Raw genomic sequence first — 24,259 nt, 5'->3', positions numbered from 1 at the left:
GCCGGTGCCGGGATCGGTACTGTGTCATCGCCATGAACCTGCGTCCCAGCCACCCCGCCGGATCCCCGCTCGGGCCGCTGGCCGAGCGGGTGACAGCGGTCCCGCGCGGGGTCGCGCCGCTGCCTGACATCCAGATCACCGGGGTCACCCTGCGCGGACAGGACGCCCGGCCGGGTGACCTGTTCGCCGCCCTGCCCGGTTCCTCGTCGCACGGCGCCCGCTATGTCGGGGCGGCCGTCGCGGGCGGTGCGGCGGCGGTGCTCACCGATGCGGCAGGCGCCGACCTCATCGACACCGGGACCGACGTCGCGGTCCTGGTCCATCCCGACCCGCGTGCGGTGCTGGGCGACGTGGCGGCCACCGTCTACGGCAGGCCGTCGGAGCGCCTGCGGGTGATCGGGGTGACCGGCACCTCGGGCAAGACCACCACCACCTACCTGGTGGAGGCGGGCCTGCGTGCAGCCGACCGGGTGGCGGGCCTGATCGGCACGGTCGGCGTGCGGATCGCCGGCCGGGACCAGCCCAGCGCACTGACCACGCCCGAGGCGCCCGACCTGCAGGCACTGCTGGCGGTGATGGTGGAGCACGGCGTCGACACCGTGGTGATGGAGGTGTCGAGCCATGCGCTGAGCCTCGGCCGGGTGGACGGCGTGCGGTTCGCCGTCGGCGGATTCACCAACCTCTCGCGCGACCACCTGGACTTCCACCCGACGATGGCCGACTACTTCGCCGCCAAGGCACGGCTGTTCGACCCGCGGTCGGCCGCATGCGCCGACCTGCCGGTGATCTGCGTCGACGACGAGGCCGGCCGGGAGATGGCGGCGCTGGCCACCGCGCCGGTGACCGTCAGCGCCACCGGCCGCGACGCCGACTGGCGGGCCGAGCAGGTGCGCGCCGTCGGTCACGTCGCCCAGGAGTTCGTCGCCGAGGACCCGGCCGGCGTACACCACGGGCTGCGGATCGGACTGCCCGGCCGCTACAACGTGGCCAACTGCCTGCTCGCCACCGCGCTGCTGGACGCGGTCGACGTGTCACCCGAGCAGGCCGCGCCGGGTCTGCGCACCGCGACGGTGCCGGGCCGGCTCGAACCGGTCGACCGCGGTCAGGGCTTCCTTGCGCTGGTGGACTACGCGCACAAGCCCGGCGCGTTGCGCGCGGTACTGGAGACGCTGCGCGAGCACGCCGGCGGCGCCCGGGTGGCGGTCGTGTTCGGCGCGGGCGGCAACCGCGATCCGGGCAAGCGGGCGCCGATGGGCCGCACGGCCGCCGAACTGGCCGACCTGGTGGTGGTCACCGACGACAACCCGCGCGACGAGGACCCCGCCGCGATCCGGGCGGCCATCGTCGCGGGCGCGCGCGAGGCCGGGTCCGCGGCCGAGATCCTCGAGGTGGGCGACCGCCGCGGCGCCATCGACTGCGCGGTGGCGTGGGCGCGGCCCGGCGACGTCGTGCTGGTCGCGGGCAAGGGCCACGAGGCGGGCCAGACGAGCCACGGCCGGACCCGCCCGTTCGACGACCGTCAGCAGTTGGCCGAGTCGCTGGTCGCGTCGGGGCGCGGCGGATGATCGCGCTCAGCCTCGCCGAGATCGCCGACATCGTCGGCGGAGAACTGGCCGACGTCACACCCGAGGTCGCCGCGACCCGGGTGACCGGCACCGTCGAATTCGACTCCCGCGCCGTCACGCCCGGCGGGCTCTTCTTGGCGCTGCCGGGCGCCCGCGCGGACGGCCACGAGTTCGCCGCGGCCGCGGTGGCCGCCGGTGCGGTTGCGGTGCTGGCCGCCCGGCCGGTGGGTGTGCCCGCGATCGTGGTGCCGCCCGCCGAGGGCGCGGACGCCGGTGCCGGGGTGCTCGAACACGACGTCGACGGCGCAGGTGCGGCGGTGCTCGCCGCGCTGGGCAGGCTCGCCGCGGCGGTGGCCGAGCGTCTCACCGCGAACGGGCTGACCGTCGTCGGGATCACCGGCTCCTCCGGCAAGACCTCGACCAAGGACCTGGTCGCCGCGGTGCTGTCGCCGCTCGGAAACGTCATCGCGCCACCGGGCTCGTTCAACAACGAGCTCGGCCATCCGTGGACGGTGCTGCGCGCCGAGGAGTCGACCGACTTCCTGGTCCTCGAGATGTCGGCCCGCCATCCCGGCAACATCGCCGCGCTCGCCGCGATCGCGCGGCCGTCGATCGCGGTGGTGCTCAACGTGGGCACCGCCCACCTCGGCGAGTTCGGTTCGCGCGAGGCCATCGCCGCGACGAAAGGCGAACTGCCGGAATCTGTTCCGCCGTCGGGTGTGGTGATCCTCAACGTCGACGACAATGCGGTGGCGGCGATGGCCGGCCGCACCGCGGCGCGGGTGGTGCGGGTGTCGCAGGACGCGGGCGCCTTGGCGGACATCTGGGCCGACGGGATCGCTCTCGACGCACTGGCGCGGCCGCGGTTCACCCTGCACACCGGCGCAGGCGAGGTCGACGTCGCGCTGGCGGTGCACGGCGAGCACCAGGTGTCGAACGCACTGTGTGCGGCGGCGGTGGCGCTGGAGTGCGGCGCCCGCCCCGATCAGGTGGCCGCCGCGCTGGCCGACGCCGGTCCGGCGTCGCGGCACCGCATGGAGGTGACCACCCGTGCCGACGGGGTGACCGTCGTCAACGACGCCTACAACGCCAACCCCGACTCGATGCAGGCCGGCCTCAAGGCGCTGGCGTGGATGGCCCGCGGAGGACAGGAGCGGCGGCGCAGCTGGGCGGTGCTGGGCGAGATGGCCGAGCTCGGCGAGGACGCGATAACCGAGCATGACCGCATCGGCCGGCTGGCCGTGCGCTTAGATGTGTCTCGACTCATCGTCGTCGGAACCGGGAGGTCGCCGAGCGCCATGCATCACGGGGCGGTCATGGAGGGATCGTGGGGGTCGGAGGCCGCCCTGGTCGACGACGCGGACGCGGCGCTCGCCGTGCTGCGCGCCGAACTGGCGCCCGGTGACGTGGTGCTGGTGAAGGCGTCGAACTCGGCCGGGCTCGGTGCACTGGCCGACGCGCTGGCGGCGGACTCCGGAATCGGTGATCGATGAGGCAGATCCTGATCGCCGTCGGCATCGCGCTGACGGTGTCGATCCTGCTCACCCCCGCGCTGATCCGGCTGTTCACCCAGCGCGGCCTCGGCCACGAGATCCGTGAGGACGGGCCGGCCAGCCACGCCAAGAAGCGCGGCACCCCGTCGATGGGCGGCGTGGCGATCCTGGCCGGCATCTGGGCCGGCTACCTCGGCACGCACCTCGTCGGCGTGGCGCTCGGCGGGGAGGGCCCGTCGGCGTCCGGCCTGCTGGTCCTCGGGCTGGCCACCGCGCTCGGCGCGGTCGGCTTCGTCGACGACCTGATCAAGATCCGGCGCGCCCGCAACCTCGGCCTGAACAAGACCGCCAAGACCGTGGGCCAGCTGCTGGCCGCGGTGCTGTTCGGTGTGCTGGCGCTGCAGTTCCGCAACGCCGACGGGCTGACGCCGGGCGGCGCGGAGCTGTCCTACGTCCGCGAGATCGCCACCGTGACGCTCGCGCCGGCGGTGTTCGTGCTGTTCTGCGTGGTGATCGTCAGCGCCTGGTCGAACGCGGTCAACTTCACCGACGGCCTGGACGGCCTGGCCGCCGGCGCCATGGCGATGGTCACCGCCGCCTACGTCATCATCACGTTCTGGCAGTACCGCAACGCCTGCGCGACCAGTCCGGGGCTGGGCTGCTACAACGTCCGCGACCCGCTGGACCTGGCGCTGATCGCGGCGGCGACGGCGGGCGCCTGCATCGGGTTTCTCTGGTGGAACGCCGCGCCCGCCAAGATCTTCATGGGCGACACCGGCTCGCTGGCGCTGGGCGGCGTCATCGCGGGTCTGTCGGTCACCAGCCGCACCGAGATCCTCGCGGTGGTGCTCGGTGCGCTGTTCGTCGCCGAGGTGACCTCGGTCGTGGTGCAGATCCTGGCGTTCCGCACCACGGGCAGGCGGGTGTTCCGGATGGCGCCGTTCCATCACCACTTCGAACTGGTCGGCTGGGCCGAGACGACGGTGATCATCCGGTTCTGGCTGTTGACGGCGATCGCATGCGGCCTGGGCGTCGCACTCTTCTACAGCGAGTGGCTCGCCGCCGTCGGGGCGTGACGTGTCGCCGATAGCCCCCGGGGCGGCGGTTCTGGTGACGGGCGCCGGGATCACCGGCCGTGCGGTGCTGGCCGCGCTGGCGCCACTGGGGGTGACGGCGACGCTGTGCGACGACAACGCCTCGGCGCTGGCCTCCTACGCCGACACGGGCACGCGAGTGACCGATCCGGCGACGGCGGTGGCCCGCATCGCCGACTACGACCTCGTGGTGACCAGTCCGGGCTTCCCGCCGACGGCGCCGCTGCTGGCCGCGGCGGCCGCGGCGGGCGTGCCGGTCTGGGGTGATGTGGAGCTGGCATGGCGGCTCGACCAGTCCGGGCGCTACGGCCCCCCACGCCGCTGGCTCGCGGTGACCGGGACCAACGGCAAGACCACCACGACGTCCATGCTGCACGCGATGCTGGTGGCGGGCGGCCTGCGCAGCGCGCTGTGCGGCAACATCGGCGAGCCGGTGCTCGAAGTGCTGGGGCAGCCGTCCGACGTGCTCGCCGTCGAGCTGTCGAGCTTCCAGCTGCACTGGGCGCCGTCGCTGCGGCCCGAGGCGGGTGTGGTGCTCAACGTCGCCGAGGACCACCTGGACTGGCACGGTTCCATGGCCGCCTACGCCCGCGACAAGGCCAGGGTGCTCGACGGCCGGGTGGCGGTGGTCGGCCTGGACGATCCGGTGGCGGCCGGCCTGCTGGGCGATGCGTCGGCGCCGGTTCGGGCGGGTTTCCGGCTGGGCGTGCCCGGTGCGGGCGAACTGGGGGTGCGCGACGGCACGCTGATCGACAACGCGTTCGGCCGCGACGTCGAACTCGCACGCACCGCCGACATCACGGTGGCGGGGCCGGTCGGGGTGTTGGACGCGCTGGCGGCTGCGGCGCTGGCCCGGGCCGCGGGGGTGGAGCCTGCCGCGGTGGCGGGTGCGCTGCGGGGCTTCACGGTGGGCAGGCACCGGGCGCAGGTGGTGGCGGTGCGCGACGGCGTCACCTACGTCGACGACTCCAAGGCCACCAACCCGCACGCCGCCCAGGCGTCGATCGCCGCGTACCCACGGGTGGTGTGGATCGCCGGCGGCCTGCTCAAGGGCGCGTCGGTGCAGGACCTGGTCCGTGACGTGGCCGGACGTCTGGCGGGCGCGGTGCTGATCGGCCGTGACCGCGCCGTCGTCGCCGAGGCGTTATCGCGACACGCGCCGGATGTCCCCGTCGTCGAGCTTGTGACGAGGGAGGATTCTGGGGTGCATGGGACAACTGAGTCAGCTGTTAAGCATGTGACTCGTGTGGTCGAGGTGGCCGACGGGGCGATCGCCGAGGCGGTGATGGCGGCGGCTGTCCAGGCCGCCGGCGACCTGGCGCGGCCGGGCGACACCGTCCTGCTCGCGCCCGCGGGCGCCTCTTTCGACCAGTTCACCGGCTACGGCCACCGCGGCGACGCGTTCGCCGCCGCCGTGCGCGCCGGCACCCGGTAGCGGACCGTGGGCAACCTGCTGGCCCGCCTGCGCTCGCGCGGCGCCGCGGCGGAGACGGCCGAAGCGGCGGTGACGCGCGGTCCCCGAACCCGCTTCGGCGCCTGGCTCGGCCGGCCGATGACGTCGTTCCACCTGATCATCGCCGTCGCGGCACTGCTCACCACGCTCGGCCTGACGATGGTGCTCTCGGCGTCGGGGGTGTACTCCTACGACTCCGCCGGATCGCCGTGGTCGGTGTTCGCCAAGCAGGTGCTGTGGACCGCCGTCGGCCTCATCGCGTTCTACGTCGCGCTGCGGATGCCGGTCGCCCTGATGCGCCGTCTCGCGTTTCCCGCCTTCGCCATGACGATCGTGCTGCTGATCCTCGTGCTGATCCCAGGAATCGGCAAGGTGGCCAACGGGTCTCGCGGCTGGTTCGTCGTGGCGGGCTTCTCGATGCAGCCCTCGGAGCTGGCCAAGATCGCCTTCGCCATCTGGGGTGCCCACCTGCTGGCGTCGCGCCGCCTGGAACGCGCATCGCTGCGCGAGATGCTGATCCCACTCGTGCCTGCGGCCGTGATCGCCCTGGCGCTGATCGTCGCGCAGCCCGACCTCGGGCAGACGGTGTCGCTGGGCATCATCCTGCTGGCGCTGCTCTGGTACGCGGGCCTGCCGCTGCGGGTGTTCCTCAGCTCGCTGCTGGCCGTCATGGTGTCGGCCGCCGTGCTGGCGATGGCGGAGGGGTACCGCTCGGCGCGGGTGCAGTCCTGGCTCGACCCCGCGGCGGATGCCCAGGGCTCCGGCTACCAGGCCCGCCAGGCCCGGTTCGCACTGGCCAACGGCGGGGTGTTCGGCGACGGGCTGGGGCAGGGCAGCGCGAAGTGGAGCTACCTGCCCAACGCCCACAACGACTTCATCTTCGCGATCATCGGCGAGGAGCTGGGCTTCATCGGCGCCGCGGGCACGCTGGGCCTGTTCGGGCTGTTCGCCTACACCGGGATGCGCATCGCGCGCCGCTCGGCCGATCCGTTCCTGCGGCTGCTCACCGCCACCGCCACCACCTGGGTGCTCGGCCAGGTGTTCATCAACGTCGGCTACGTCGTGGGGTTGCTGCCCGTCACCGGGCTGCAGCTGCCGCTCATCTCCGCGGGCGGGACGTCAACGGCGACAACGTTGTTGATGATGGGCGTGATGACCAACGCCGCACGACACGAACCCGAGGCGGTGGCCGCGCTGCGGGCGGGCCGCGACGACCGGGTGAACCGGCTGCTGCGGCTGCCGCTGCCCGAACCGTACGTGCCCACCCGGTTGGAGGCGGTCCGCGACCGGTTGCGGACCCGGCCGGGCCGGCCGGGCAAGCCCGCGCCGCGGGCACAGGCAGGCGATCGCAAACGCAAACCCCCCGCCGATGACCGACGGGCGCGGCGCGCAGGGCATCATGTAGGCGATCAACGCTCCGGCGGACAGCCTCGCCGGGCGATCGGGTCCGGCAAGCAGAAGGCCGACCGCGGGAAGCGGACCGGCGAAGGCCGGACCGCGCAACGCCAACAGGGCCGGCGGGCCCGCACACTGGAAGGTCAGCGTTACGGGTGAGCGGCGCAGGGATGTCCGTTCCGGCGGGGCAGGGAGGTAGCCACCGGCCGGTCTCGGTCGTCCTCGCCGGCGGAGGCACCGCGGGACACATCGAACCGGCGATGGCCGTGGCCGACGCGTTGACCGCACTCGATCCCACGATCCGGATCACCGCGCTGGGCACCGCGCGCGGCCTGGAGACGCGGCTGATCCCTGCCCGTGGGTACGACCTCGAACTGATCACGCCTGCGCCGCTGCCGCGCAAGCTCTCCGCAGACCTGGTCCGGCTGCCGCTGCGCGTCCGCCGCGCGGTGCGCGAGACCCGGGCGGTGCTCGACAGCGTGCAGGCCGACGTCGTGGTGGGTTTCGGCGGCTACGTCGCGCTGCCTGCATATCTGGCCGCGCGCGGCGGCGTCCGGCGACGGCGGGTGCCGGTCGTGGTGCACGAGGCCAACGCCAGCGCCGGTTGGGCGAACAAGGTGGGCGCCCGCTCGGCACGTCGCGTGCTCGCCGCGGTGCCCGATCCCGGGCTCGGTGACGTCGAGGTCGTCGGTGTCCCGGTGCGAGCGGCGATCACGTCGCTGAACCGGGGCGCGCTGCGCTCCGAGGCGCGCGCCTTCTTCGGCTTCGGCGAGCACGACCCGGTGCTGCTGGTGTTCGGCGGGTCCCAGGGCGCGCAGTCGCTGAACCGGGCGGTGGCCGGAGCCGCCGAAGCCCTTGCCGCGGCGGGTGTCTCGGTGCTGCACGCCTACGGTCGCAAGAACACCCTCGACGTCCGCGAACCGGCGGGCGGTGGCGCCCGCTACGTCGCGGTGCCGTACCTGGACCGCATGGACCTGGCCTACGCCGCAGCCGATCTGGCGATCTGCCGGTCCGGCGCGATGACGGTCGCCGAGGTCACCGCCGTCGGGCTGCCCGCGGTCTACGTGCCGCTGCCGATCGGCAACGGCGAGCAGCGGCTCAACGCACTGCCGGTGGTCGGTGCGGGCGGCGGCCTGCTCGTCGACGACGCCGATCTGACACCGGCCTTCGTGGCCGAGACGGTCGCAGGCCTGCTCACCGACGCCGGGCGGCTGCAGACGATGACCGCCGGAGCGGCGCTGGCGGGACACCGCGACGCGGCCACCGAGGTCGCCAGGGTGGCGCTCGAGGTGGCGGGCCGGTGAGCGGCGCACCGCTGCCCGAAGAACTGCACCGGGTGCACATGGTCGGCATCGGCGGCGCCGGGATGTCCGGAATCGCCCGCATCCTGCTGGACCGGGGTGGCCTGGTGTCGGGCTCCGACGCCAAGGAGTCGCGGGCGGTGGCGGCGCTGCGCGCCCGCGGCGCGTCGATCCGCATCGGGCACGACGAGTCCTCACTCGACCTGCTGCCGGGTGGGCCGACCGCGGTGGTCACCACCCACGCGGCGATCCCCAAGACGAATCCGGAACTCGTCGCGGCGCGCAGGCGCGGGATCCCGGTGATCCTGCGGCCGGTGGTGCTGGCCAAGCTGATGGCCGGGCACACCACGCTGATGGTGACCGGGACAGCAGGCAAGACCACCACCACGTCGATGCTCATCGTGGCCCTGCAGCACTGCGGGTTCGACCCGTCCTTCGCCGTCGGCGGTGACCTCGGAGAGGCGGGGACGAACGCCCATCACGGCAGCGGCGCCTATTTCGTCGCCGAAGCCGACGAGAGCGACGGGTCGCTGGTGCAGTACGAGCCCGACATCGCCGTGGTGACCAACATCGAGGCCGACCACCTGGACTTCTTCGGCAGCGAAGAGGCCTACGTGGCGGTGTTCGACGCCTTCATGGAACGGCTCAAGCCCGGGGGAGCGGTGGTGGTCTGCGTCGACGACGCCGGGGCCGCCGCCTTCGCCGAACGGACTGCCGCGCAGGGGATCCGGGTGCTCCGCTACGGCAGCGGCGATCAGCCCGACCTGGCCGGTGCGCTGCTGGACTGGTACCAGCAGGGCACGAGCGCGGTGGCCACGGTGCAGTTGGCGGGGGAGAGCAGCCCGCGCACGATGCGACTGGCGGTGCCCGGCAGGCACATGGCGCTCAACGCGCTGGCCGCGCTGTTGGCGGCGATGCAGGCCGGGGCGGCGGCGGACGTCGTACTGGAGGGCCTGGCGGAGTTCGAGGGCGTCCGGCGGCGTTTCGAGCTGGTCGGTACGGCGACCGGGATCAGGGTCTTCGACGACTACGCCCATCACCCGACGAAGGTCGCGGCCGCGCTGACGGCGGCGCGCGGGCTGGCGCAGGAGTCGAACGGCCGTGTGGTCGTGGTCTTCCAGCCGCACCTGTACTCCAGGACCGAGGCGTTCGCGCGGGAGTTCGGCCGCGCCCTCGACGCCGCCGACGCGGTGTTCGTGCTCGACGTGTTCGGCGCCCGCGAGCAGCCGCTGCCCGGTGTCAGCGGGGCGACGGTGGCCGAGCACGTGAGCGTTCCTGTGACCTACCTTCCCGACTTCTCGGCGGTGGCCGACCGGGTGGCCGACGCCTCCCGGCCGGGTGACGTCGTCCTCACGATGGGCGCAGGCGACGTGACCATGCTCGGACCGGAGATCCTGACGGCGCTGCGGGCGAAGGCCAACCGCATCGCGCCGCCGCCCCGGGCGGAGCGGTGATGAGCGAGCCCCCGCAGGACGGCGGGCCACCCGCCGAACCACCGGAGGCGCCCACCGAACCACCGGAGGCGGCCGACGCGTCCGAGGACGGCACCCTCCCGCCGGCCGCGGCGGAGGACTTCGAAGGTCCGCGCAGGCGCGCCCGCCGCGAGCGCGAGGAGCGCCGCGCCGCGCAGGAGCGGGCGACGGCCATCGAGCAGGCCAGGCGCGAGGCCAGGCGCAAGGCCATGGGCGCACCCGTCGACGCGCCGAAAACCCTTGGCCGGGGCGCGGTTCGGGGACTGAAGGTGCTGTTGTGGTCCACGCTGCTCTCGGTGCTGGCGGTCGCACTGGGCCTGCTGCTGTACTTCACGCCGGTGATGTCTGCGCGCAGCATCGTGATCACCGGCATCGGAGCGGTGACGCAGGAGGAGGTGCTCGCCGCGGCCGCCGTGCCTGCCGGGGCGCCACTTCTGCAGGTCGACACCGACGCGGTGGCCGAGCGCGTCGCGACCATCCGCCGGGTGGCCGCCGCCCGGGTGCAGCGCGAGTACCCGTCCACGCTGCGCATCACGGTGGTGGAGCGGGTTCCGGTGGTGGTCAAGGACCTTCCGGACGGTCCGCATCTGTTCGACCGCGACGGCGTGGACTTCGCGACCGCGCCGCCGCCCCCGACGCTGCCCTACCTCGACGCCGAGAATCCCGGCCCCAGCGACCCGGCGACCCAGGCCGCGCTCGAGGTGATGACCGCGCTGCCGCCGGACGTGGCAGGCCAGGTCGGGCGGATCGCGGCGCCGTCGGTCGCGGCGATCACGCTGACGCTGACCGACGGCCGGGTGGTGGTGTGGGGCACCAACGACCGCACCGAGGAGAAGGCGCTCAAACTGGCCGCCCTGCTCACCCAGCCGGGGCAGACGTACGACGTCTCCAGTCCCGATTTGCCCACGGTCAAGTAGCACCCGCAGGCGCGATGCCGCGCCGCGCGGCATGACGTCGATGAAAATTCGTCAGATACGCACCGGCGCGCCTGCATGGTCAATGCCGGGGCCGGCCATACCGTTCTGTTTGCACGGCGCTACTTGACATAACTCTAAGCCTCACGTTGAGGTTGAGAGTTTGCTCAACGGAGTTGGACCAGTCGTACAGGAAGGCGAACGATGACCCCCCCGCATAACTACCTCGCCGTCATCAAGGTCGTCGGCATCGGCGGCGGCGGCGTCAACGCCGTCAACCGGATGATCGAACAGGGCCTCAAGGGCGTCGAGTTCATCGCGATCAACACCGATGCGCAGGCGCTGCTGATGAGCGATGCCGACGTCAAGCTCGACGTCGGCCGCGACTCCACCCGAGGGCTCGGTGCAGGCGCCGACCCCGAGGTCGGCCGAAAAGCCGCCGAAGACGCCAAGGACGACATCGAAGAGCTGATCCGCGGCGCGGACATGGTCTTCGTCACCGCTGGAGAGGGTGGCGGCACCGGAACCGGTGGCGCACCGGTGGTGGCGAGCATCGCGCGCAAGATGGGCGCGCTGACGGTCGGCGTCGTGACGCGGCCGTTCTCCTTCGAGGGCAAGCGCCGCAGCAATCAGGCCGAGACCGGCATCGCCTCGCTGCGCGAGAGCTGCGACACCTTGATCGTCATCCCCAACGACCGGCTGCTGCAGATGGGCGACGCCGCGGTGTCGCTGATGGATGCGTTCCGCAGCGCGGACGAGGTGCTGCTCAACGGTGTTCAGGGCATCACTGACCTGATCACCACACCGGGCCTGATCAACGTCGACTTCGCCGACGTCAAGGGCGTGATGAGTGGTGCGGGCACCGCACTGATGGGCATCGGTTCCGCCCGCGGCGACGGACGTGCGCTCAAGGCCGCCGAGATCGCGATCAACTCGCCGCTGCTCGAGGCGTCGATGGAGGGCGCGCAGGGTGTGCTGCTGTCGGTCGCGGGTGGCAGCGACCTCGGCCTGTTCGAGATCAACGAGGCCGCGTCCCTGGTGCAGGATTCGGCGCATCCCGAGGCCAACATCATCTTCGGCACGGTGATCGACGATTCGCTCGGTGACGAGGTGCGGGTGACGGTGATCGCGGCGGGCTTCGACGCCGCCGGACCGAGCCGCAAGCCGGTGGTGGGCGCGGGCCAGGCCATCGCGCCGGGACGGGCGGGCAAGGTGACCTCACCGCTGTTCGACCCGGCCGATCCGGCGAGCGTGCCGCTGCACACCAACGGCGCGACCGTGCGCATCGGCGGTGACGACGGCGGCATCGCCGACGACGACGTCGACGTGCCGCCCTTCATGCGCCACTGAGCCGTTCGGTGATCCCGTGCCGTCCGGCGATACTGGATCCGTGACCGTCCGGGTTCGGCGCGTGACCACCACCCGCGCCGGCGGCGTCTCGGCGCCGCCGTTCGACACCTTCAATCTCGGCGACCACGTCGGCGACGATCCCGGCGCGGTGGCGGCCAACCGGAGACGGCTGGCGTCGGCGACCGGTCTGGGCGCCGACCGGGTGGTGTGGATGAACCAGGTGCACGGCGACCGGGTGGTCGTCGTGGACGACCCGGCACAGGCCGCCGCGGGCCCGGTCGAGAATACCGACGCTTTGGTCACCGGCATCCCGAGATTGGCTCTGGCCGTGGTCACCGCCGATTGTGTTCCGGTGCTAATGGCCGACGCCCGCGCGGGTGTGGCTGCCGCCGTGCACGCCGGGCGGGTCGGCGCCGCACAGGGTGTCGTGGTGCGCACCGTCGAGGTGATGCTCGAACTCGGCGCCCGCGCCGGGGACATCTCCGTGCTGCTCGGCCCGGCGGTGAGCGGAGCCCGTTACGAGGTGCCCGCCGAGATGGCCGACGAGGTGGAGGCGGCGCTGCCCGGCAGCCGCACCACCACTGCCCGCGGCACCGTCGGTCTTGACCTGCGGGCCGGAATTGCAAGGCAATTAACGGGTTTGGGTGTCACCGCCATTGACGTCGACCCGCGCTGCACGGTCGCCGACAAGAATCTGTTCAGCCATCGCCGCGACGCCCCGACCGGCCGGTTGGCGTCGCTGGTGTGGATGGAGTGAGCGCCGTGCCCACCGACCGGGAGAGTGAACTGCAAGCGTCGCTCACGGCGGTGCGTGCCCGGTTGGATCGAGCCGCCGCGGATGCCGGACGCAATGTCGGAGAAATCCAATTACTTCCCGTCACAAAATTCTTCCCGGCTTCTGACGTATTGCTTTTGCACGCAATGGGCTGCACCGAATTCGGCGAATCCCGCGAACAGGAAGCGTCGGGAAAAGCGGCCGAAGTCGGTGTCGAATTGAGCGGCGAACCCATTCGCTGGCACATGGTCGGGCGGATCCAGCGCAACAAGGTGCGGGGGATCGCCGAGTGGGCGCACGCCGCACACTCCGTCGACGACCTGCGAGTGGTCGCCGCGCTGGACCGGGCGGTGGGCCGTGCGCTGGACGAGGGCCGCCGGGCCGAGCCGCTGCAGGTCTACCTCCAGATCAGTCTCGATGGTGATGCCGGGCGGTCCGGGGTCGACGTCCGCAGGACAGACCTCGTCGACGAACTCGCGGCCGCGGTCGACGCCGCGGCGTCGCTGCGGCTGGTCGGTGTGATGGGCATCCCGCCGCTGGACGCGGACGCCGATGCGGCGTTCGCGACGCTCGCGGCCGAGCGCGACCGGGTTCAGCAGCGCTGTGGGCAACCCCTCGGGCTGTCCGCCGGGATGTCGGGCGACCTCGAAGTCGCGGTGCGACACGGTTCCACGTGTCTGCGTGTCGGAACCGCTCTTCTGGGACGACGACCGCTAACGTCACCATGAGTAGTCACACCAGTCACATCTTCATCACAGACACCACAGCTTCCAGAGTCATTCAGAAGGGTCGCGCGATGAGCACACTGCACAAGGTCAAGGCCTACTTCGGTATGGCTCCCATGGATGACTACGACGACGAGTACTACGAGGACGACGACCGCGGCGCCGCCCGCGGATACGCTCCCCGCCGCCCGCGCGACGAGCGATTCGAGGAGGAGGGGTACGGCCGCGGCTACGACGACCGGCCGCCCGCCCGCGAGTACGACGAGCCCCCGGGTTACCGCGCCGGCTACGACGAGCCGCGCTTCGAACCGCGCCTGCGTGGACCGCGCGAATTCGATCGTGCCGCCCCGCGGTTGGGTGCGCTGCGCGGTTCGACCCGCGGTGCACTCGCGATGGATCCGCGCCGGATGGCCGAACTGTTCGACGCGGGCAGCCCGCTGGCGAAGATCACCACGCTGCGACCCAAGGACTACAGCGAGGCCCGCACCATCGGTGAGCGCTTCCGCGACGGCACGCCGGTGATCATGGACCTGGTGTCGATGGACAACGCCGACGCCAAGCGCCTGGTCGACTTCGCCGCCGGGCTGGCGTTCGCGCTGCGCGGCTCGTTCGACAAGGTCGCGACCAAGGTGTTCCTGCTGTCACCCGCCGACATCGATGTCAGTGCCGAGGAGCGCAGGCGCATCGCCGAGGTCGGCTTCCACGCCTATCAGTAGGTCTGCCTGTCGGTAGGTCCGCCGGTCGGTGGGCCCCGCCCCCGACGGGTAGGCTGGCGTCGCGCCCGAGGCCGCTCACGTGGCCGCGGGCGTTGACTCTGTATCGAATGTCACACATCTGCCCGTAGTGAGGACGGCTGTCGTTGTCGCTCTTCTTCGAAATCCTCGGTTTCGCGCTGTTCGTCTTCTGGTTGTTGTTGATCGCCCGGGTCGTGGTCGAGTTCATTCGGTCCTTCTCCCGCGACTGGCATCCCAAGGGTGTGACGGTGGTGATCCTCGAGGTGATCATGACGCTCACCGATCCTCCGGTGCGGCTGCTGAGACGCCTCATTCCCCAGCTCACGATAGGTGCCGTGCGCTTCGACCTGTCCATCATGGTGCTGCTGCTGGTGGCGTTCATCGGGATGCAGCTGGCGTTCGGCGCCGCGGCCTGACCGCAGCCCCCGGACGGGTCGCGGGCGGCGTGTCCGGACCGCCGGCACGGTGTTTGCCGAGGCCCCGGAATTGCGGGTCAACATTGAAATTCGTTCTTAAAATTCGGCCTCGACTGCAACCGCCGGGTCTGGTGTGACAGGATGGACGCCAGTTGCGAACAGGCCAGGCTTTACACTTTGAGATCGGTTGACGGTCCAGACTCCAAGGGGGCAGACAATGCCGCTCACACCAGCCGACGTTCATAATGTCGCGTTCAGCAAGCCACCCATCGGCAAGCGCGGCTACAACGAGGACGAGGTCGATGCCTTCCTCGATCTGGTTGAGAACGAGCTGACGCGACTCATCGAGGAGAACGCCGATCTGCGCCAGCGGGTCGCCGAACTCGATTCGGAATTGGCTTCCGCCCGCTCCGGCAATGGGGCGCAGTCCACGCAGGCCACGCAGGCGATCCCGCTCTACGAGCCGGAGCCCGAGCCGGCACCGGCGCCGCCTCCGCAGCCCGTGTACGAGGCGCCGCCGGTCGTTCAGCAGGCCGCCGCGCCCAGCGAGGACCAGGCACTCAAGGCGGCCAAGGTGCTCAGCCTGGCCCAGGACACCGCCGACCGGTTGACCAGCACGGCCAAGGCCGAGTCCGACAAGCTGCTCTCCGACGCGCGTGCACAGGCCGACGCCATGGTCAGCGAGGCGCGCATCACCGCGGAGAACACCGTCACCGAGGCGCGCCAGCGTGCCGACGCGATGCTCGCCGACGCCCAGACCCGCTCCGAGACCCAGCTCCGGCAGGCTCAGGAGAAGGCCGACGCGCTGCAGGCCGACGCCGAACGCAAGCACTCCGAGATCATGGGCACCATCAACCAGCAGCGCACGGTGCTCGAGGGGCGGCTGGAACAGCTGCGCACCTTCGAACGCGAATACCGGACCCGGCTCAAGACGTACCTGGAATCACAGCTCGAGGAGCTCGGTCAGCGCGGGTCGGCGGCACCCGTCGACTCGAGCGCGAACAACGACGGCGGCGGCTTCAACCAGTTCAACCGGGGCAACAACTGATCCGCGATAGGTGATCGATGCTCATCATTGCGCTCGTCCTGGCCGTCGTCGGCCTCGCCGCCCTGGTGACCGCGGTGGTCACCAGCAATGAGCTGATCGCCTGGGTCTGCATCGCTGCCAGTGTCATCGGAGTGGTGCTGCTGATCGTCGACGCCCTACGTGAGCGTTCCCGGCGCGACCGGGGTGACCGCTCCGACGAGGACGAGCAGGAGACCGCCGAGTTCGACGCCGAGTATCCCGACGACACCACCCACGCCGACGATCTGTCCGCGGACACCCCCGACGGCGATGTCGACGCGGACACCACCGCCGTGCCGATCGACGAGCGCGAGGACGACGTCGCCCACGAGGAGCGCCGCTAGACCGTCGGTGTGCGGAGCAGTGCGCGCACCTCGTCGTCGGTGACCTGATGGAAATCGGCGAACACCTGACCGACGGCCTCGAATCCCGGCGGCATCGTCGCACACACCACGTCGTCGGCCTCCCGGCCGATCTCCCGGCAGGCCGACGTGGGTCCGACGGGCACCGCGACCACGATCCCGGCCGGTCCGACACGGCGCACCGCCCGCACCGCGGCCAGCATGCTCGCTCCCGTCGCGATGCCGTCGTCGACCAGGACCACCGTCCGGCCCGACAACTCGACCGGCGGTCGGCCGCCGCGGTAGGCACGTTCGCGCCGGGCCAGTTCGGCGGTCTCCCGTTCGACCGCGGCCTGCAGATCCGCCTCGCTGATGCCGAGGCTGCGCACCAGCCGGTCGTTGACGACCATGCCACCGCCGGTGGCGATCGCGCCCATCGCCAACTCCTCCCAGCGGGGAACGCCGAGCTTGCGGACGAGGAAGACGTCCAGCGGTGCCCGCAACGCGGCCGCCACCTCCCAGCCGACCGGGACGCCACCGCGCGCGAGGCCGAGTACCAGCAGACCGGGGGCGTCGCGGTAGGCGACCAGCGAGCGGGCCAGCACGCGGCCGGCCTCCGAGCGGTCCCGGAAGGTGCGCCTGTCATCGCGGTGGGCGGCCCTGGCACCCATGCCGACGGGGTACCCGTATCCCGAGCTGCTCACCGCGGGTATCCAGGAGGCGCCCGGCTACGAATGACGTTCGGGATCTGAAGCGAGGAGAAGCATGGGCATCGAGTTCGAGAGCGTCGTCGACCATCCGCTGGACGAGGTGTTCGCGTGGCACGGCAGGCCCGGTGCGATGTCGCGGCTCGTCCCGCCCTTCGCGCCGATGACGGTGGTCGCGGAGACCGACTCGCTGGCCGACGGTCGGGCGGTGCTCGGGCTGCCCGGCGGGTTGCGCTGGGTCGCGCAGCACCAGGCCGACGAATTCGATCCGCCGCACCGGTTCGTCGACGTGCTCTCCACCGACGGCGCGACGTCGTGGCCGCCGCGGGCGATCGGCTGGTGGCGGCACACCCACGACTTCGCGGCGGAGTCACCGCAGTCGACGCGGGTTCATGACCGGGTGGACACCACGGTGCCGGGACGGGCGTTGCGCTCGATGTTCGTCTACCGGCACCGGCAGCTCGCCGACGACCTGGCCGCCCACCGCGACGCGGCGGAGGCCGGCGCCGGGCCACTCGTCGTCGCCGTCACCGGTGCGTCCGGCCTCGTCGGTGCGGCGCTGACCGCGCTGCTGACCTCCGGCGGGCACCGCGTCATCCGGCTGGTGCGCCGGGAGCCCGGCAGTCCCGACGAGCGGCGCTGGGACCCCAAGAGTCCGGCGCCCGGACTGCTGACCGGAGTCGACGCCGTCGTGCACCTGGCCGGGGAGTCCATCGCAGGCCGCTTCACCGCGGCGCACCGCGCGGCGGTCCGCAGCAGCCGCATCGGGCCGACCCGCAGGCTCGCCGAGGCCGCGGCGGGCACCGACGGCGGGCCCCGGGTGTTCGTCAGCGCGTCGGCGATCGGTTACTACGGCTACGACCGGGGCGACGAGGTGCTGACCGAGGAGGCCGCACAGGGCAGCGGTTTCCTGGCCGACGTCGTCGCCGAGTGGGAGGCCGCGACCGCGCCGGCCGCCGACGGCGGACTGCGGGTGGTCGCCGTGCGGACCGGCATCGTGCAGGCCGCGGCGGGCGGGACGCTGCGGTTGATGCGGCCGCTGTTCTCCGCGGGCCTCGGTGGCCGCCTGGGCAGCGGACAGCAGTGGCTGTCGTGGATCGGCCTGGACGATCTGCTCGACGTCTACTACCGCGCGTTGTGGGACGACCGGCTGAGCGGCCCCGTCAATGCGGTGGCGCCGGAGCCGGTGCGCAACGTCGACTACACCCGGGCGCTGGCGAAGGTGCTGCACCGTCCGGCGGTGCTGCCGGTGCCGTCGCTGGGCCCGCGGATACTGCTGGGCGCCCAGGGTGCGCGTGAACTGGCCGAGGCCGACCAACGGGTGGCCCCCACCGTGCTGCAGTCAGTGGGACACCGGTTCCGTCAGCCGCTCGTCGCCGAAGCGCTCGCGCATCAGCTCGGACACGGCTGACGCGCCACCCGGTCCAGGAACCCCCGCACCAGCAACCGGATCCGGCGCGCGGCGTCATCGCGCAATTCCGTTGTGCGAGCCAGTAATTCGTCGTGGCGCAGCCCCGCCCCGATGACGTCGCCGTCACGGTCGTCGGACAGCCAGCCGGCCAGCAGGCCCGCATCGAGCTCGGGATGGAACTGCAATGCCAGCGTGCGGCCCAGCACGAACGCCTGCGACGCCTGGGCGGTGCGGGCGAGTTCGGTGGCGCCGGGCGGCAGCGTCCAGCGGTCGAAGTGCCACTGGAACCACGGCCCGGGCGGCACCACCCCGGTGTCGTCGGTGTCGATCTGGTACCAGCCGATCTCGGGCGTCGTGGACCGCGCGACGGTGCCGCCGAACGTCTGAGCCAGCAACTGACCGCCGAAACACACCCCGAGCAGCGCGACCCCGGCAGCCGCGGCGTCGCGCATCATCTGCATCTCGGCGTCCACCCAGGTGCGGCGCAACGCCTCGTCGTAGACCGGCCAGCGGGCGCCGAGCGGAACGATGACGTCGTAGCCCGTCGGATCGGGGAAGGTCACGTCGACTGCCGGGCTGTCCACCCGGTCGGGGGGCACCACCTCGAATGTGTCGACGTCGAACCCGCTGTCGATGAACGCCTCGCCGAGCAGGCCCTCGGTCGCCAGATGCTCGTTGTAGAGGAACAACACCTTCGCCGCCACGGCAGCCATTATCTCGGCGGCGGCATGGGCGGCGCATCCTCGGGGGCCAGTTCGGCGCCGATGCGGCGGAACAGCGCCTCGGCCTCGTTGGCGTACTCGCCCTGGTCGTCGAACGCCTCGGGCGCGTAGGTGACGGCGACGGCGACGGCCAGTTTGCGTTCCGGCAGGTAGGCCTCCACTGCCGACGAGCCGGACAGCAACGGGTTCTGCAGCAGCCACTGCCCGGAGATGACCACGCCGAGGCCATAGGTGTAACCGATGCCCTGGGCGAAGCAGGTGCTGCAGCCGGGCTGCGGCCGTGTCTTCCCGCGCAGGCCGGTCGAGGTCATCCTGCGATAGGACGCCTCGGACAGCAACTGTCCGGAGCCGATGCCCTCGGCGGTGCGGGCGAGATCGGCGATGGTGGAGGTCTGCACGGCTCCGTGGGTGATGGTCCACGACGGGTTCCAGAACGTCGACTCCTCGTAGAACGGCGCGCCTGCGGGGACACCGAGTGCGGCCCGGCGCTCGGAACTGAACGCGTGCAGCACCGGGTCGGGGATCTCCGCCGTCAGCGAAGCGGTGGTGCCGGTGAGTCCGAGCGGCTGTAACACGTTGTCGGACAGTAGTTCCGGCATATGCTGACCGGTGGCCTTCTCCAGCGCCAGGCCGAGCAGCACGTAGTTGGTGTGGGCGTAGTTCCAGTTGGTGCCGGGTTCGTAGAGCAGCGGCTCGTCGACGGCGTAGCGCAGCAGTTCGTCGGTGGTCCAGGCGCGGAACGGGTTGTCGTAGGCGGCCGCGGCGAAGGCGTTGTTGCCGATCACGTAGTCGCGGTATCCCGACGTCATCTGGGCGAGCTGGCCCAGAGTGACCGCCTCGGCGTGCGGTACGTCGGGCAGCCATGTCGACAGCCTGTCCTCGAGCCGTACCGTGCCGCGGTCGACGAGGATCAGCAGCAGCGTGGCGACGTAGGAGATGGCCACGGCGCCGTTGCGGAAGTGCATCTGCGGGTTGGCCGGGACGCCGGTCATCGACTCGCCGAAGGCGTCGGTGAGGATCTCCCGACCGTCCTCGGTCACCCGCACCAGCACCGCCTTGAGGTGCGCCGAGGTGATGGCGTCACGCACGATGGCCCGCACCGCCGCCGCCCTGGAATCCTCTGCGGGCTGCGGGGTCTGGTCGGGCTCTGGTGCGCATCCGCCGAGCACGGTCAGCGCGCACAGGACGGCGAGCGTGCGACGGCCGCGGAGCATGACTGATCCTGGCAGAGTCGGGCCGCCCCGGCGGCGTACTTTGACGGGCAAGTGGGCATTCCCCCGACGTGAACGACCTCTCCGAGTGGTTCCTGACGACCGCCGAGCGGAACAACCCCCACTCGGATCTGCCCGCCTGGTGCGCGGGCAGCCTGGTGGAGCCGCTCATCCACGGCGCGACCTACTTCGACCACCTCGTCACCGAGGTGGAGGCGCTCGGCGAGGGCGACCACGTGTTCTTCACCGACTGGCGCGGTGATCCCGATCAGCTGCTGCGCGACGGCGGTCCGACCATCCGCGAGCTGTTCTGTCACGCCGCCGAGCGCGGCGTCGTCGTCAAGGGGCTGGTGTGGCGGTCGCATATGGACTGGATGCAGTACAGCGAGGAGGAGAACCAGCACCTCGGCGAGGCGATCGAGGCGGCAGGCGGGGAGGTGCTGCTCGACCAGCGGGTGCGCATCGGCGGGTCGCACCACCAGAAGCTGGTGGTCATCCGGCATCCCGGCCAGCCCGAGCGCGACGTCGCCTTCGCCGGCGGCATCGACCTGTGCCATTCCCGCCGCGACGACCGGTTGCACCACGGCGACCCGCAGGCGGTGCAGATGGCGGCCCAGTACGGCGAGCACCCGCCGTGGCACGACGCGCAACTGCGGTTGCAGGGCCCCGTGGTGGGCGCGCTGGACGCCACGTTCCGGGAGCGCTGGCACGACCCGGCGCCGCTGGACACCCTCTCACCGGTGGCGTGGGTGATGGACAAGCTGCGCGGCGCCGACCTGAAGCCCGACCCGCTGCCCGAACAACCGCCGGACCCGCCGCCGTGCGGTCCGCACGCCGTCCAGGTGCTCCGCACGTACCCCGACGCGCACTTCGCGTTCGACTTCGCGCCGCACGGTGAATTCACCGTCGCCCGCGGCTACACCAAGGCGATCGCGAAGGCCCGTCGCCTGATCTACCTCGAGGACCAGTACCTGTGGTCGCGCCAGGTCGCCGACCTGTTCGCCGCCGCCCTGAGCGCCAATCCCGACCTGCACCTCATCGCCGTCGTGCCGAGGCACCCCGACGTCGACGGCAAGCTGGCGCTGCCGCCCAACCAGATCGGCCGCCGCGAGGCGATCGATGCGTGCAAGGCCGCCAGCCCAGACCGGGTGCATGTCTTCGACATCGAGAACCACCAGGGCAAACCGGTGTACGTGCACGCCAAGGTGTGCGTCATCGACGACGTGTGGGCCTGCGTGGGCAGCGACAACTTCAACCGCCGGTCGTGGACGCACGACAGCGAACTGTCGTGCGCCGTCCTCGACGACACCCGTGACGAGCGGGAGCCCACCGACCCGGCGGGCAGCGGTGATGGCGCCCGCGTGTTCGCCAGGGAGCTGCGGCTGGAGCTGATGCGTGAACACCTCGACCGCGACGGTGACGACGGACTCATCGACCCCGCCGACGCCGTACGCGAGTTCGTCGCGGCTGCAGAGGCTCTCGACGCGTGGTACGACGGCGGGCAGCGCGGTCCGCGGCCGCCGGGCCGGGTGCGCAGCCACCGCGCCGAGAAGCTCGGCCGGCTGACCCGGCTGTGGGCCGGTCCGGCGTATCGGATGTTCTACGACCCCGACGGCCGGTCCTACCGGGCTCGCTTGAAGAATCGGTACTGAGTCAGCGGCCTTCGGTCTCCGCGTCGGCGAGCCCGGCGAGCACCCGGGGGAGCGGTCCGTCGTGCAGCACGCCGAGTCGTTGCGTCGCGCGGGTCAGCGCCACGTAGAGTTCGGCCGCGCCGCGGGGGCCCTCGGCGAGGATCCGGTCCGGCGCCACCAACAGAACCGCGTCGAACTCGAGGCCCTTGGTTTCCGACGGCGGCACCGTGCCGGGCACGCCGGGCGGTCCGATCACCACGCTGGTGCCCTCGCGCGCGGCCTCGTCCCGCTCGAAATCGCGGATGGCATCGGCGAGTTCAGCGTCGCCGACACGGCGCGACCACGGGCGGAATCCGTTCGCGCGCACCGACTCCGGTGGCCGCACCCCGGGCGCGAACTCGGCGAGCAACGCGGCGGCGACGGCCATGATCTCCGCGGGCGTGCGGTAGTTCACCGTCAGCGAGCGGTAGATCCAGCGGCCGGGCACATACGGTTCGAGCATCGCCGCCCACGACGTCGCCCCTGCGACCGAGCGGCGCTGGGCGAGGTCACCGACCACGGTGAACGACCGCGCCGGGCATCGCCGCATCAGCACCCGCCAGTCCATCTCGGAGAGTTCCTGCGCTTCGTCGACGACGACGTGGCCGTAGGTCCAGTCGCGGTCGGCAGCGGCGCGTTCGGCGACGTCGCGGGTGTCGCGTTGTTCGAAGCGCAGCGCGAGGTCCTCTGCGTCGATCACGTCGCTCGCGAGCAGATGGTCCTCGTCGTCCATCATGTCCTCGCGCGCAAGCATCATGTCGAGGACGCCTGCGGCATAGGCAGTTTCGGCTTGCCGCTCTTTCTCCGCGGCCTGGTCGGCCGCTCTGTCGCGCCCCAGCAGGTCGACCAGCTCGTCGAGCATCGGCACGTCGGAGACGGTCCAGGCGTCACCGTCGGTGCGCCAGAGCAGTTCGTCGGCGCCTGCCGCCTTCAGCCGCTCGGGTGATTCGTACAGCGACTTCAGCAGTGCGTCCGGTGTCAGCAGTGGCCACAGTGCGTCGAGCGCGGCGACGAACTGCGCGTTGTCCCTGAGCTCGACGAGGAGGTCCTTCCGCAGGTTCTCCCACGCGCCGCGGTCGTCACGGGTCAGCCACCCGCGGCCGATGCGGGCGATCGCCCGTTCGGTGAGCACGTACTCGACGATCTCGCGGAACTTCGTTCGGGCCTCGTTGTGCGGCAGGCCGGTCGAGCGTGCTTCGTCCCTGGCCCATTCGGCGGTCTCGGCGTCGATGCGGACCGTGACGTCGGTGAGTTCGATCGTCAGCGGTTCGTCGGGGACGCGCTGTCGGTCGGCGATGGCCGCGGCCAGGACGTCGAGGATTCGCAGAGAACCCTTGAGCCGGGCGACATCCGGGGTGTCCTCGGCGGTGACCCGCAGGCCGGGGACGAAGTCGCCGGTGGTGGTGAACACCACGTCGGATTCGCCGAGGGACGGCAGCACCCGGCCGATGTGCTCGAGGAACGCCGGACTGGGCCCGACGACGAGGATGCCGTGCCGCTCCATGCGTTTGCGCTGGGTGTAGAGCAGATAGGCGACGCGGTGCAGCGCGACGACGGTCTTGCCGGTGCCGGGACCGCCCTCGATGACCGTCACCCCCGGATGCTCGAGCCGGATGATCGCGTCCTGCTCGGCCTGGATGGTGGCGACGATGTCGCGCATGCCCTCGCCGCGGGGCGCGTTGACAGCGGCGAGCAGGGCGGCGTCACCGCGTTCCTCGCCGATCCGGCCGAAGACCTCGTCGGTGAAGTCGAGCAGCTGCCTGCCGCGGGTGTGGAACTGCCTACGGCGGCGCATGCCCTCCGGATGCGCGCCGGTGGCCGTGTAGAAGGCCTGTGCCGCGGGAGCGCGCCAGTCCAGCAGCTTGGTCCCGTACCCGTTCTCCTCGTCGAGCAGACCGATGCGGCCGATGTAGCACCGCTCACCCGACAGCGGGTCGAGGCGGCCGAAACACAGCCCGTGGTCGGCTACGTCGAGGCGCGCCATCTGCTTGGCGAGCGCGTGCACCTCGGCGTCGCGGGCCACCAGCGTGCCGCCGTCCATCTTGTCGATGGGCGCCCGCAGCGCCTCCTGGTAGCGGCGCTTGGCCCGATCGCGTTCCGCGTCCAGCCGGGCGTACAGGTCGGCGACATAGTCGCGCTCGGCCTGCAATTCGTCGTCGTACGCCAGATCTCTCACTACCTCTGCTGTCTCCTTCGTCGAACTCGTGGAGCAGCGAGTGTGCGCCATGACCCCGGCCTTGCGGCAAGCCCCCCGGTGCCGGATATCCTGAGAAGGGCAGGGACGTTCGTCCCGCCTTCTGTCTCCCAGTCGAGACACCCACAGTAGTCGCCTTTTTCGGTGGGTTGTCGTCCTGTTGCCTCATGTCAAGATGCGCGCGTAGGGGGGTTCGTTGCCTCACGTAAGCGTGCGCGCTTGGTGATGGGGGCTGTGGCGTCGGGGCCGG

Annotated in this window: 20 protein-coding genes and 1 pseudogene; 17 read left to right on the top strand and 4 right to left on the bottom strand. The window is 71.6% G+C overall.

The features are described 5' to 3' along the window. The first annotated feature begins 32 nt into the window (after positions 1–32). From ACPCHZ_RS14570 to ACPCHZ_RS14500, 15 genes and pseudogenes are all read left to right on the top strand, one after another. Positions 33–1,565 carry a UDP-N-acetylmuramoyl-L-alanyl-D-glutamate--2,6-diaminopimelate ligase gene (locus ACPCHZ_RS14570; RefSeq protein ID WP_423485404.1) on the top strand — a complete coding sequence of 511 codons (1,533 nt, stop codon included), beginning with the start codon at positions 33–35 and terminating at the stop codon, positions 1,563–1,565. After that, a complete protein-coding gene (locus ACPCHZ_RS14565) occupies positions 1,562–3,058 on the top strand; it encodes a UDP-N-acetylmuramoyl-tripeptide--D-alanyl-D-alanine ligase (RefSeq protein WP_423485403.1) in 1,497 nt (498 codons plus the stop codon). Before ACPCHZ_RS14570 ends, ACPCHZ_RS14565 begins: the two co-directional genes overlap by 4 nt. Further along, positions 3,055–4,134, top strand: a complete 1,080-nt coding sequence (gene mraY, locus ACPCHZ_RS14560; protein ID WP_364981098.1) for a phospho-N-acetylmuramoyl-pentapeptide-transferase — start codon at positions 3,055–3,057, stop codon at positions 4,132–4,134. The genes ACPCHZ_RS14565 and mraY overlap by 4 nt, the downstream gene beginning before the upstream one ends. A 1-nt stretch (position 4,135) precedes the next feature. Continuing rightward, positions 4,136–5,587 carry a UDP-N-acetylmuramoyl-L-alanine--D-glutamate ligase gene (gene murD, locus ACPCHZ_RS14555; protein WP_423485402.1) on the top strand — a complete coding sequence of 484 codons (1,452 nt, stop codon included), beginning with the start codon at positions 4,136–4,138 and terminating at the stop codon, positions 5,585–5,587. Between the two features lie 27 nt (positions 5,588–5,614). After that, positions 5,615–7,159: a putative lipid II flippase FtsW gene (ftsW, locus tag ACPCHZ_RS14550; protein WP_423485717.1), complete on the top strand. Its 1,545-nt coding sequence runs from the start codon at positions 5,615–5,617 to the stop codon at positions 7,157–7,159. A gap of 11 nt (positions 7,160–7,170) precedes the next feature. Next, positions 7,171–8,304: an undecaprenyldiphospho-muramoylpentapeptide beta-N-acetylglucosaminyltransferase gene (gene murG, locus ACPCHZ_RS14545; RefSeq protein WP_423485716.1), complete on the top strand. Its 1,134-nt coding sequence runs from the start codon at positions 7,171–7,173 to the stop codon at positions 8,302–8,304. Further along, a pseudogene (gene murC, locus ACPCHZ_RS14540) lies at positions 8,301–9,753 on the top strand (UDP-N-acetylmuramate--L-alanine ligase); the annotation flags it as partial. The gene murG and the pseudogene murC, both read left to right, overlap by 4 nt. 1 nt (position 9,754) lies before the next feature. Next, positions 9,755–10,690 (top strand): cell division protein FtsQ/DivIB, encoded by a 936-nt coding sequence (locus ACPCHZ_RS14535; RefSeq protein WP_423485401.1) that lies wholly within the window; start codon positions 9,755–9,757, stop codon positions 10,688–10,690. Between the two features lie 201 nt (positions 10,691–10,891). Then, positions 10,892–12,037: a cell division protein FtsZ gene (gene ftsZ / locus ACPCHZ_RS14530; protein WP_264012506.1), complete on the top strand. Its 1,146-nt coding sequence runs from the start codon at positions 10,892–10,894 to the stop codon at positions 12,035–12,037. Between the two features lie 40 nt (positions 12,038–12,077). Continuing rightward, positions 12,078–12,794 (top strand): peptidoglycan editing factor PgeF, encoded by a 717-nt coding sequence (gene pgeF / locus ACPCHZ_RS14525; RefSeq protein ID WP_423485400.1) that lies wholly within the window; start codon positions 12,078–12,080, stop codon positions 12,792–12,794. Beyond that, a complete protein-coding gene (locus tag ACPCHZ_RS14520; RefSeq protein WP_423485399.1) occupies positions 12,791–13,540 on the top strand; it encodes a YggS family pyridoxal phosphate-dependent enzyme in 750 nt (249 codons plus the stop codon). Before pgeF ends, ACPCHZ_RS14520 begins: the two co-directional genes overlap by 4 nt. A gap of 68 nt (positions 13,541–13,608) precedes the next feature. Continuing rightward, positions 13,609–14,253 (top strand): cell division protein SepF, encoded by a 645-nt coding sequence (locus tag ACPCHZ_RS14515; RefSeq protein ID WP_423485398.1) that lies wholly within the window; start codon positions 13,609–13,611, stop codon positions 14,251–14,253. Between the two features lie 143 nt (positions 14,254–14,396). Continuing rightward, positions 14,397–14,687 carry a YggT family protein gene (locus tag ACPCHZ_RS14510; RefSeq protein ID WP_264012502.1) on the top strand — a complete coding sequence of 97 codons (291 nt, stop codon included), beginning with the start codon at positions 14,397–14,399 and terminating at the stop codon, positions 14,685–14,687. A gap of 217 nt (positions 14,688–14,904) precedes the next feature. Then, positions 14,905–15,735: a DivIVA domain-containing protein gene (locus tag ACPCHZ_RS14505; RefSeq protein WP_423485397.1), complete on the top strand. Its 831-nt coding sequence runs from the start codon at positions 14,905–14,907 to the stop codon at positions 15,733–15,735. Positions 15,736–15,752: 17 nt separating this feature from the next. Then, positions 15,753–16,097, top strand: coding sequence for a DUF308 domain-containing protein (locus ACPCHZ_RS14500; RefSeq protein ID WP_423485396.1), 345 nt, complete (start codon positions 15,753–15,755; stop codon positions 16,095–16,097). Here the strand turns inward: ACPCHZ_RS14500 and ACPCHZ_RS14495 are convergent. Further along, entirely contained in the window at positions 16,094–16,765 is a 672-nt protein-coding gene (locus tag ACPCHZ_RS14495; RefSeq protein WP_423485715.1) for a phosphoribosyltransferase, read from the bottom strand. The two genes, ACPCHZ_RS14500 and ACPCHZ_RS14495, sit on opposite strands and share 4 nt — an antisense overlap. 94 nt (positions 16,766–16,859) lie before the next feature. Between ACPCHZ_RS14495 and ACPCHZ_RS14490 the strand changes: the two genes are divergently transcribed. Further along, positions 16,860–18,212 carry a TIGR01777 family oxidoreductase gene (locus ACPCHZ_RS14490; protein ID WP_423485395.1) on the top strand — a complete coding sequence of 451 codons (1,353 nt, stop codon included), beginning with the start codon at positions 16,860–16,862 and terminating at the stop codon, positions 18,210–18,212. Here ACPCHZ_RS14490 and ACPCHZ_RS14485 read toward each other — a convergent pair. Together ACPCHZ_RS14485 and ACPCHZ_RS14480 are read right to left on the bottom strand one after the other, a co-directional pair. Further along, positions 18,194–18,925, bottom strand: coding sequence for a type 1 glutamine amidotransferase (locus ACPCHZ_RS14485; RefSeq protein ID WP_423485394.1), 732 nt, complete (start codon positions 18,923–18,925; stop codon positions 18,194–18,196). The two genes, ACPCHZ_RS14490 and ACPCHZ_RS14485, sit on opposite strands and share 19 nt — an antisense overlap. Continuing rightward, a complete protein-coding gene (locus ACPCHZ_RS14480; RefSeq protein WP_423485393.1) occupies positions 18,925–20,148 on the bottom strand; it encodes a serine hydrolase domain-containing protein in 1,224 nt (407 codons plus the stop codon). The genes ACPCHZ_RS14485 and ACPCHZ_RS14480 overlap by 1 nt, the downstream gene beginning before the upstream one ends. A 68-nt stretch (positions 20,149–20,216) precedes the next feature. Between ACPCHZ_RS14480 and ACPCHZ_RS14475 the strand changes: the two genes are divergently transcribed. After that, positions 20,217–21,797: a phospholipase D-like domain-containing protein gene (locus tag ACPCHZ_RS14475; RefSeq protein WP_423485392.1), complete on the top strand. Its 1,581-nt coding sequence runs from the start codon at positions 20,217–20,219 to the stop codon at positions 21,795–21,797. A gap of 1 nt (position 21,798) precedes the next feature. Here ACPCHZ_RS14475 and helR read toward each other — a convergent pair whose 3' ends face one another. Next, a complete protein-coding gene (helR, locus tag ACPCHZ_RS14470; RefSeq protein WP_423485391.1) occupies positions 21,799–23,991 on the bottom strand; it encodes an RNA polymerase recycling motor ATPase HelR in 2,193 nt (730 codons plus the stop codon). Positions 23,992–24,259: the final 268 nt, after the last annotated feature.

It is taken from the genome of Mycobacterium sp. NPDC050041 (assembly GCF_049541695.1).
Lineage (GTDB): Bacteria > Actinomycetota > Actinomycetes > Mycobacteriales > Mycobacteriaceae > Mycobacterium.
The sequence above is the reverse complement of the archived record's forward strand: the minus strand, read 5'-3'. Positions and strand labels throughout refer to the sequence as shown.

What these genes read in the sequence shown, in the direction of transcription:
- ACPCHZ_RS14570 (WP_423485404.1), top strand. Translation starts at nt 33, where the DNA reads ATGAACCTGCGTCCCAGCCACCCCGCCGGATCCCCGCTCGGGCCGCTG.
- ACPCHZ_RS14565 (WP_423485403.1), top strand. Translation starts at nt 1,562, where the DNA reads ATGATCGCGCTCAGCCTCGCCGAGATCGCCGACATCGTCGGCGGAGAA.
- mraY (WP_364981098.1), top strand. Translation starts at nt 3,055, where the DNA reads ATGAGGCAGATCCTGATCGCCGTCGGCATCGCGCTGACGGTGTCGATC.
- murG (WP_423485716.1), top strand. Translation starts at nt 7,171, where the DNA reads ATGTCCGTTCCGGCGGGGCAGGGAGGTAGCCACCGGCCGGTCTCGGTC.
- ACPCHZ_RS14535 (WP_423485401.1), top strand. Translation starts at nt 9,755, where the DNA reads ATGAGCGAGCCCCCGCAGGACGGCGGGCCACCCGCCGAACCACCGGAG.
- ftsZ (WP_264012506.1), top strand. Translation starts at nt 10,892, where the DNA reads ATGACCCCCCCGCATAACTACCTCGCCGTCATCAAGGTCGTCGGCATC.
- ACPCHZ_RS14515 (WP_423485398.1), top strand. Translation starts at nt 13,609, where the DNA reads ATGAGCACACTGCACAAGGTCAAGGCCTACTTCGGTATGGCTCCCATG.
- ACPCHZ_RS14505 (WP_423485397.1), top strand. Translation starts at nt 14,905, where the DNA reads ATGCCGCTCACACCAGCCGACGTTCATAATGTCGCGTTCAGCAAGCCA.
- ACPCHZ_RS14500 (WP_423485396.1), top strand. Translation starts at nt 15,753, where the DNA reads ATGCTCATCATTGCGCTCGTCCTGGCCGTCGTCGGCCTCGCCGCCCTG.
- ACPCHZ_RS14495 (WP_423485715.1), bottom strand. Translation starts at nt 16,765, where the DNA reads ATGGGTGCCAGGGCCGCCCACCGCGATGACAGGCGCACCTTCCGGGAC.
- ACPCHZ_RS14490 (WP_423485395.1), top strand. Translation starts at nt 16,860, where the DNA reads ATGGGCATCGAGTTCGAGAGCGTCGTCGACCATCCGCTGGACGAGGTG.
- ACPCHZ_RS14485 (WP_423485394.1), bottom strand. Translation starts at nt 18,925, where the DNA reads ATGGCTGCCGTGGCGGCGAAGGTGTTGTTCCTCTACAACGAGCATCTG.
- ACPCHZ_RS14480 (WP_423485393.1), bottom strand. Translation starts at nt 20,148, where the DNA reads ATGCTCCGCGGCCGTCGCACGCTCGCCGTCCTGTGCGCGCTGACCGTG.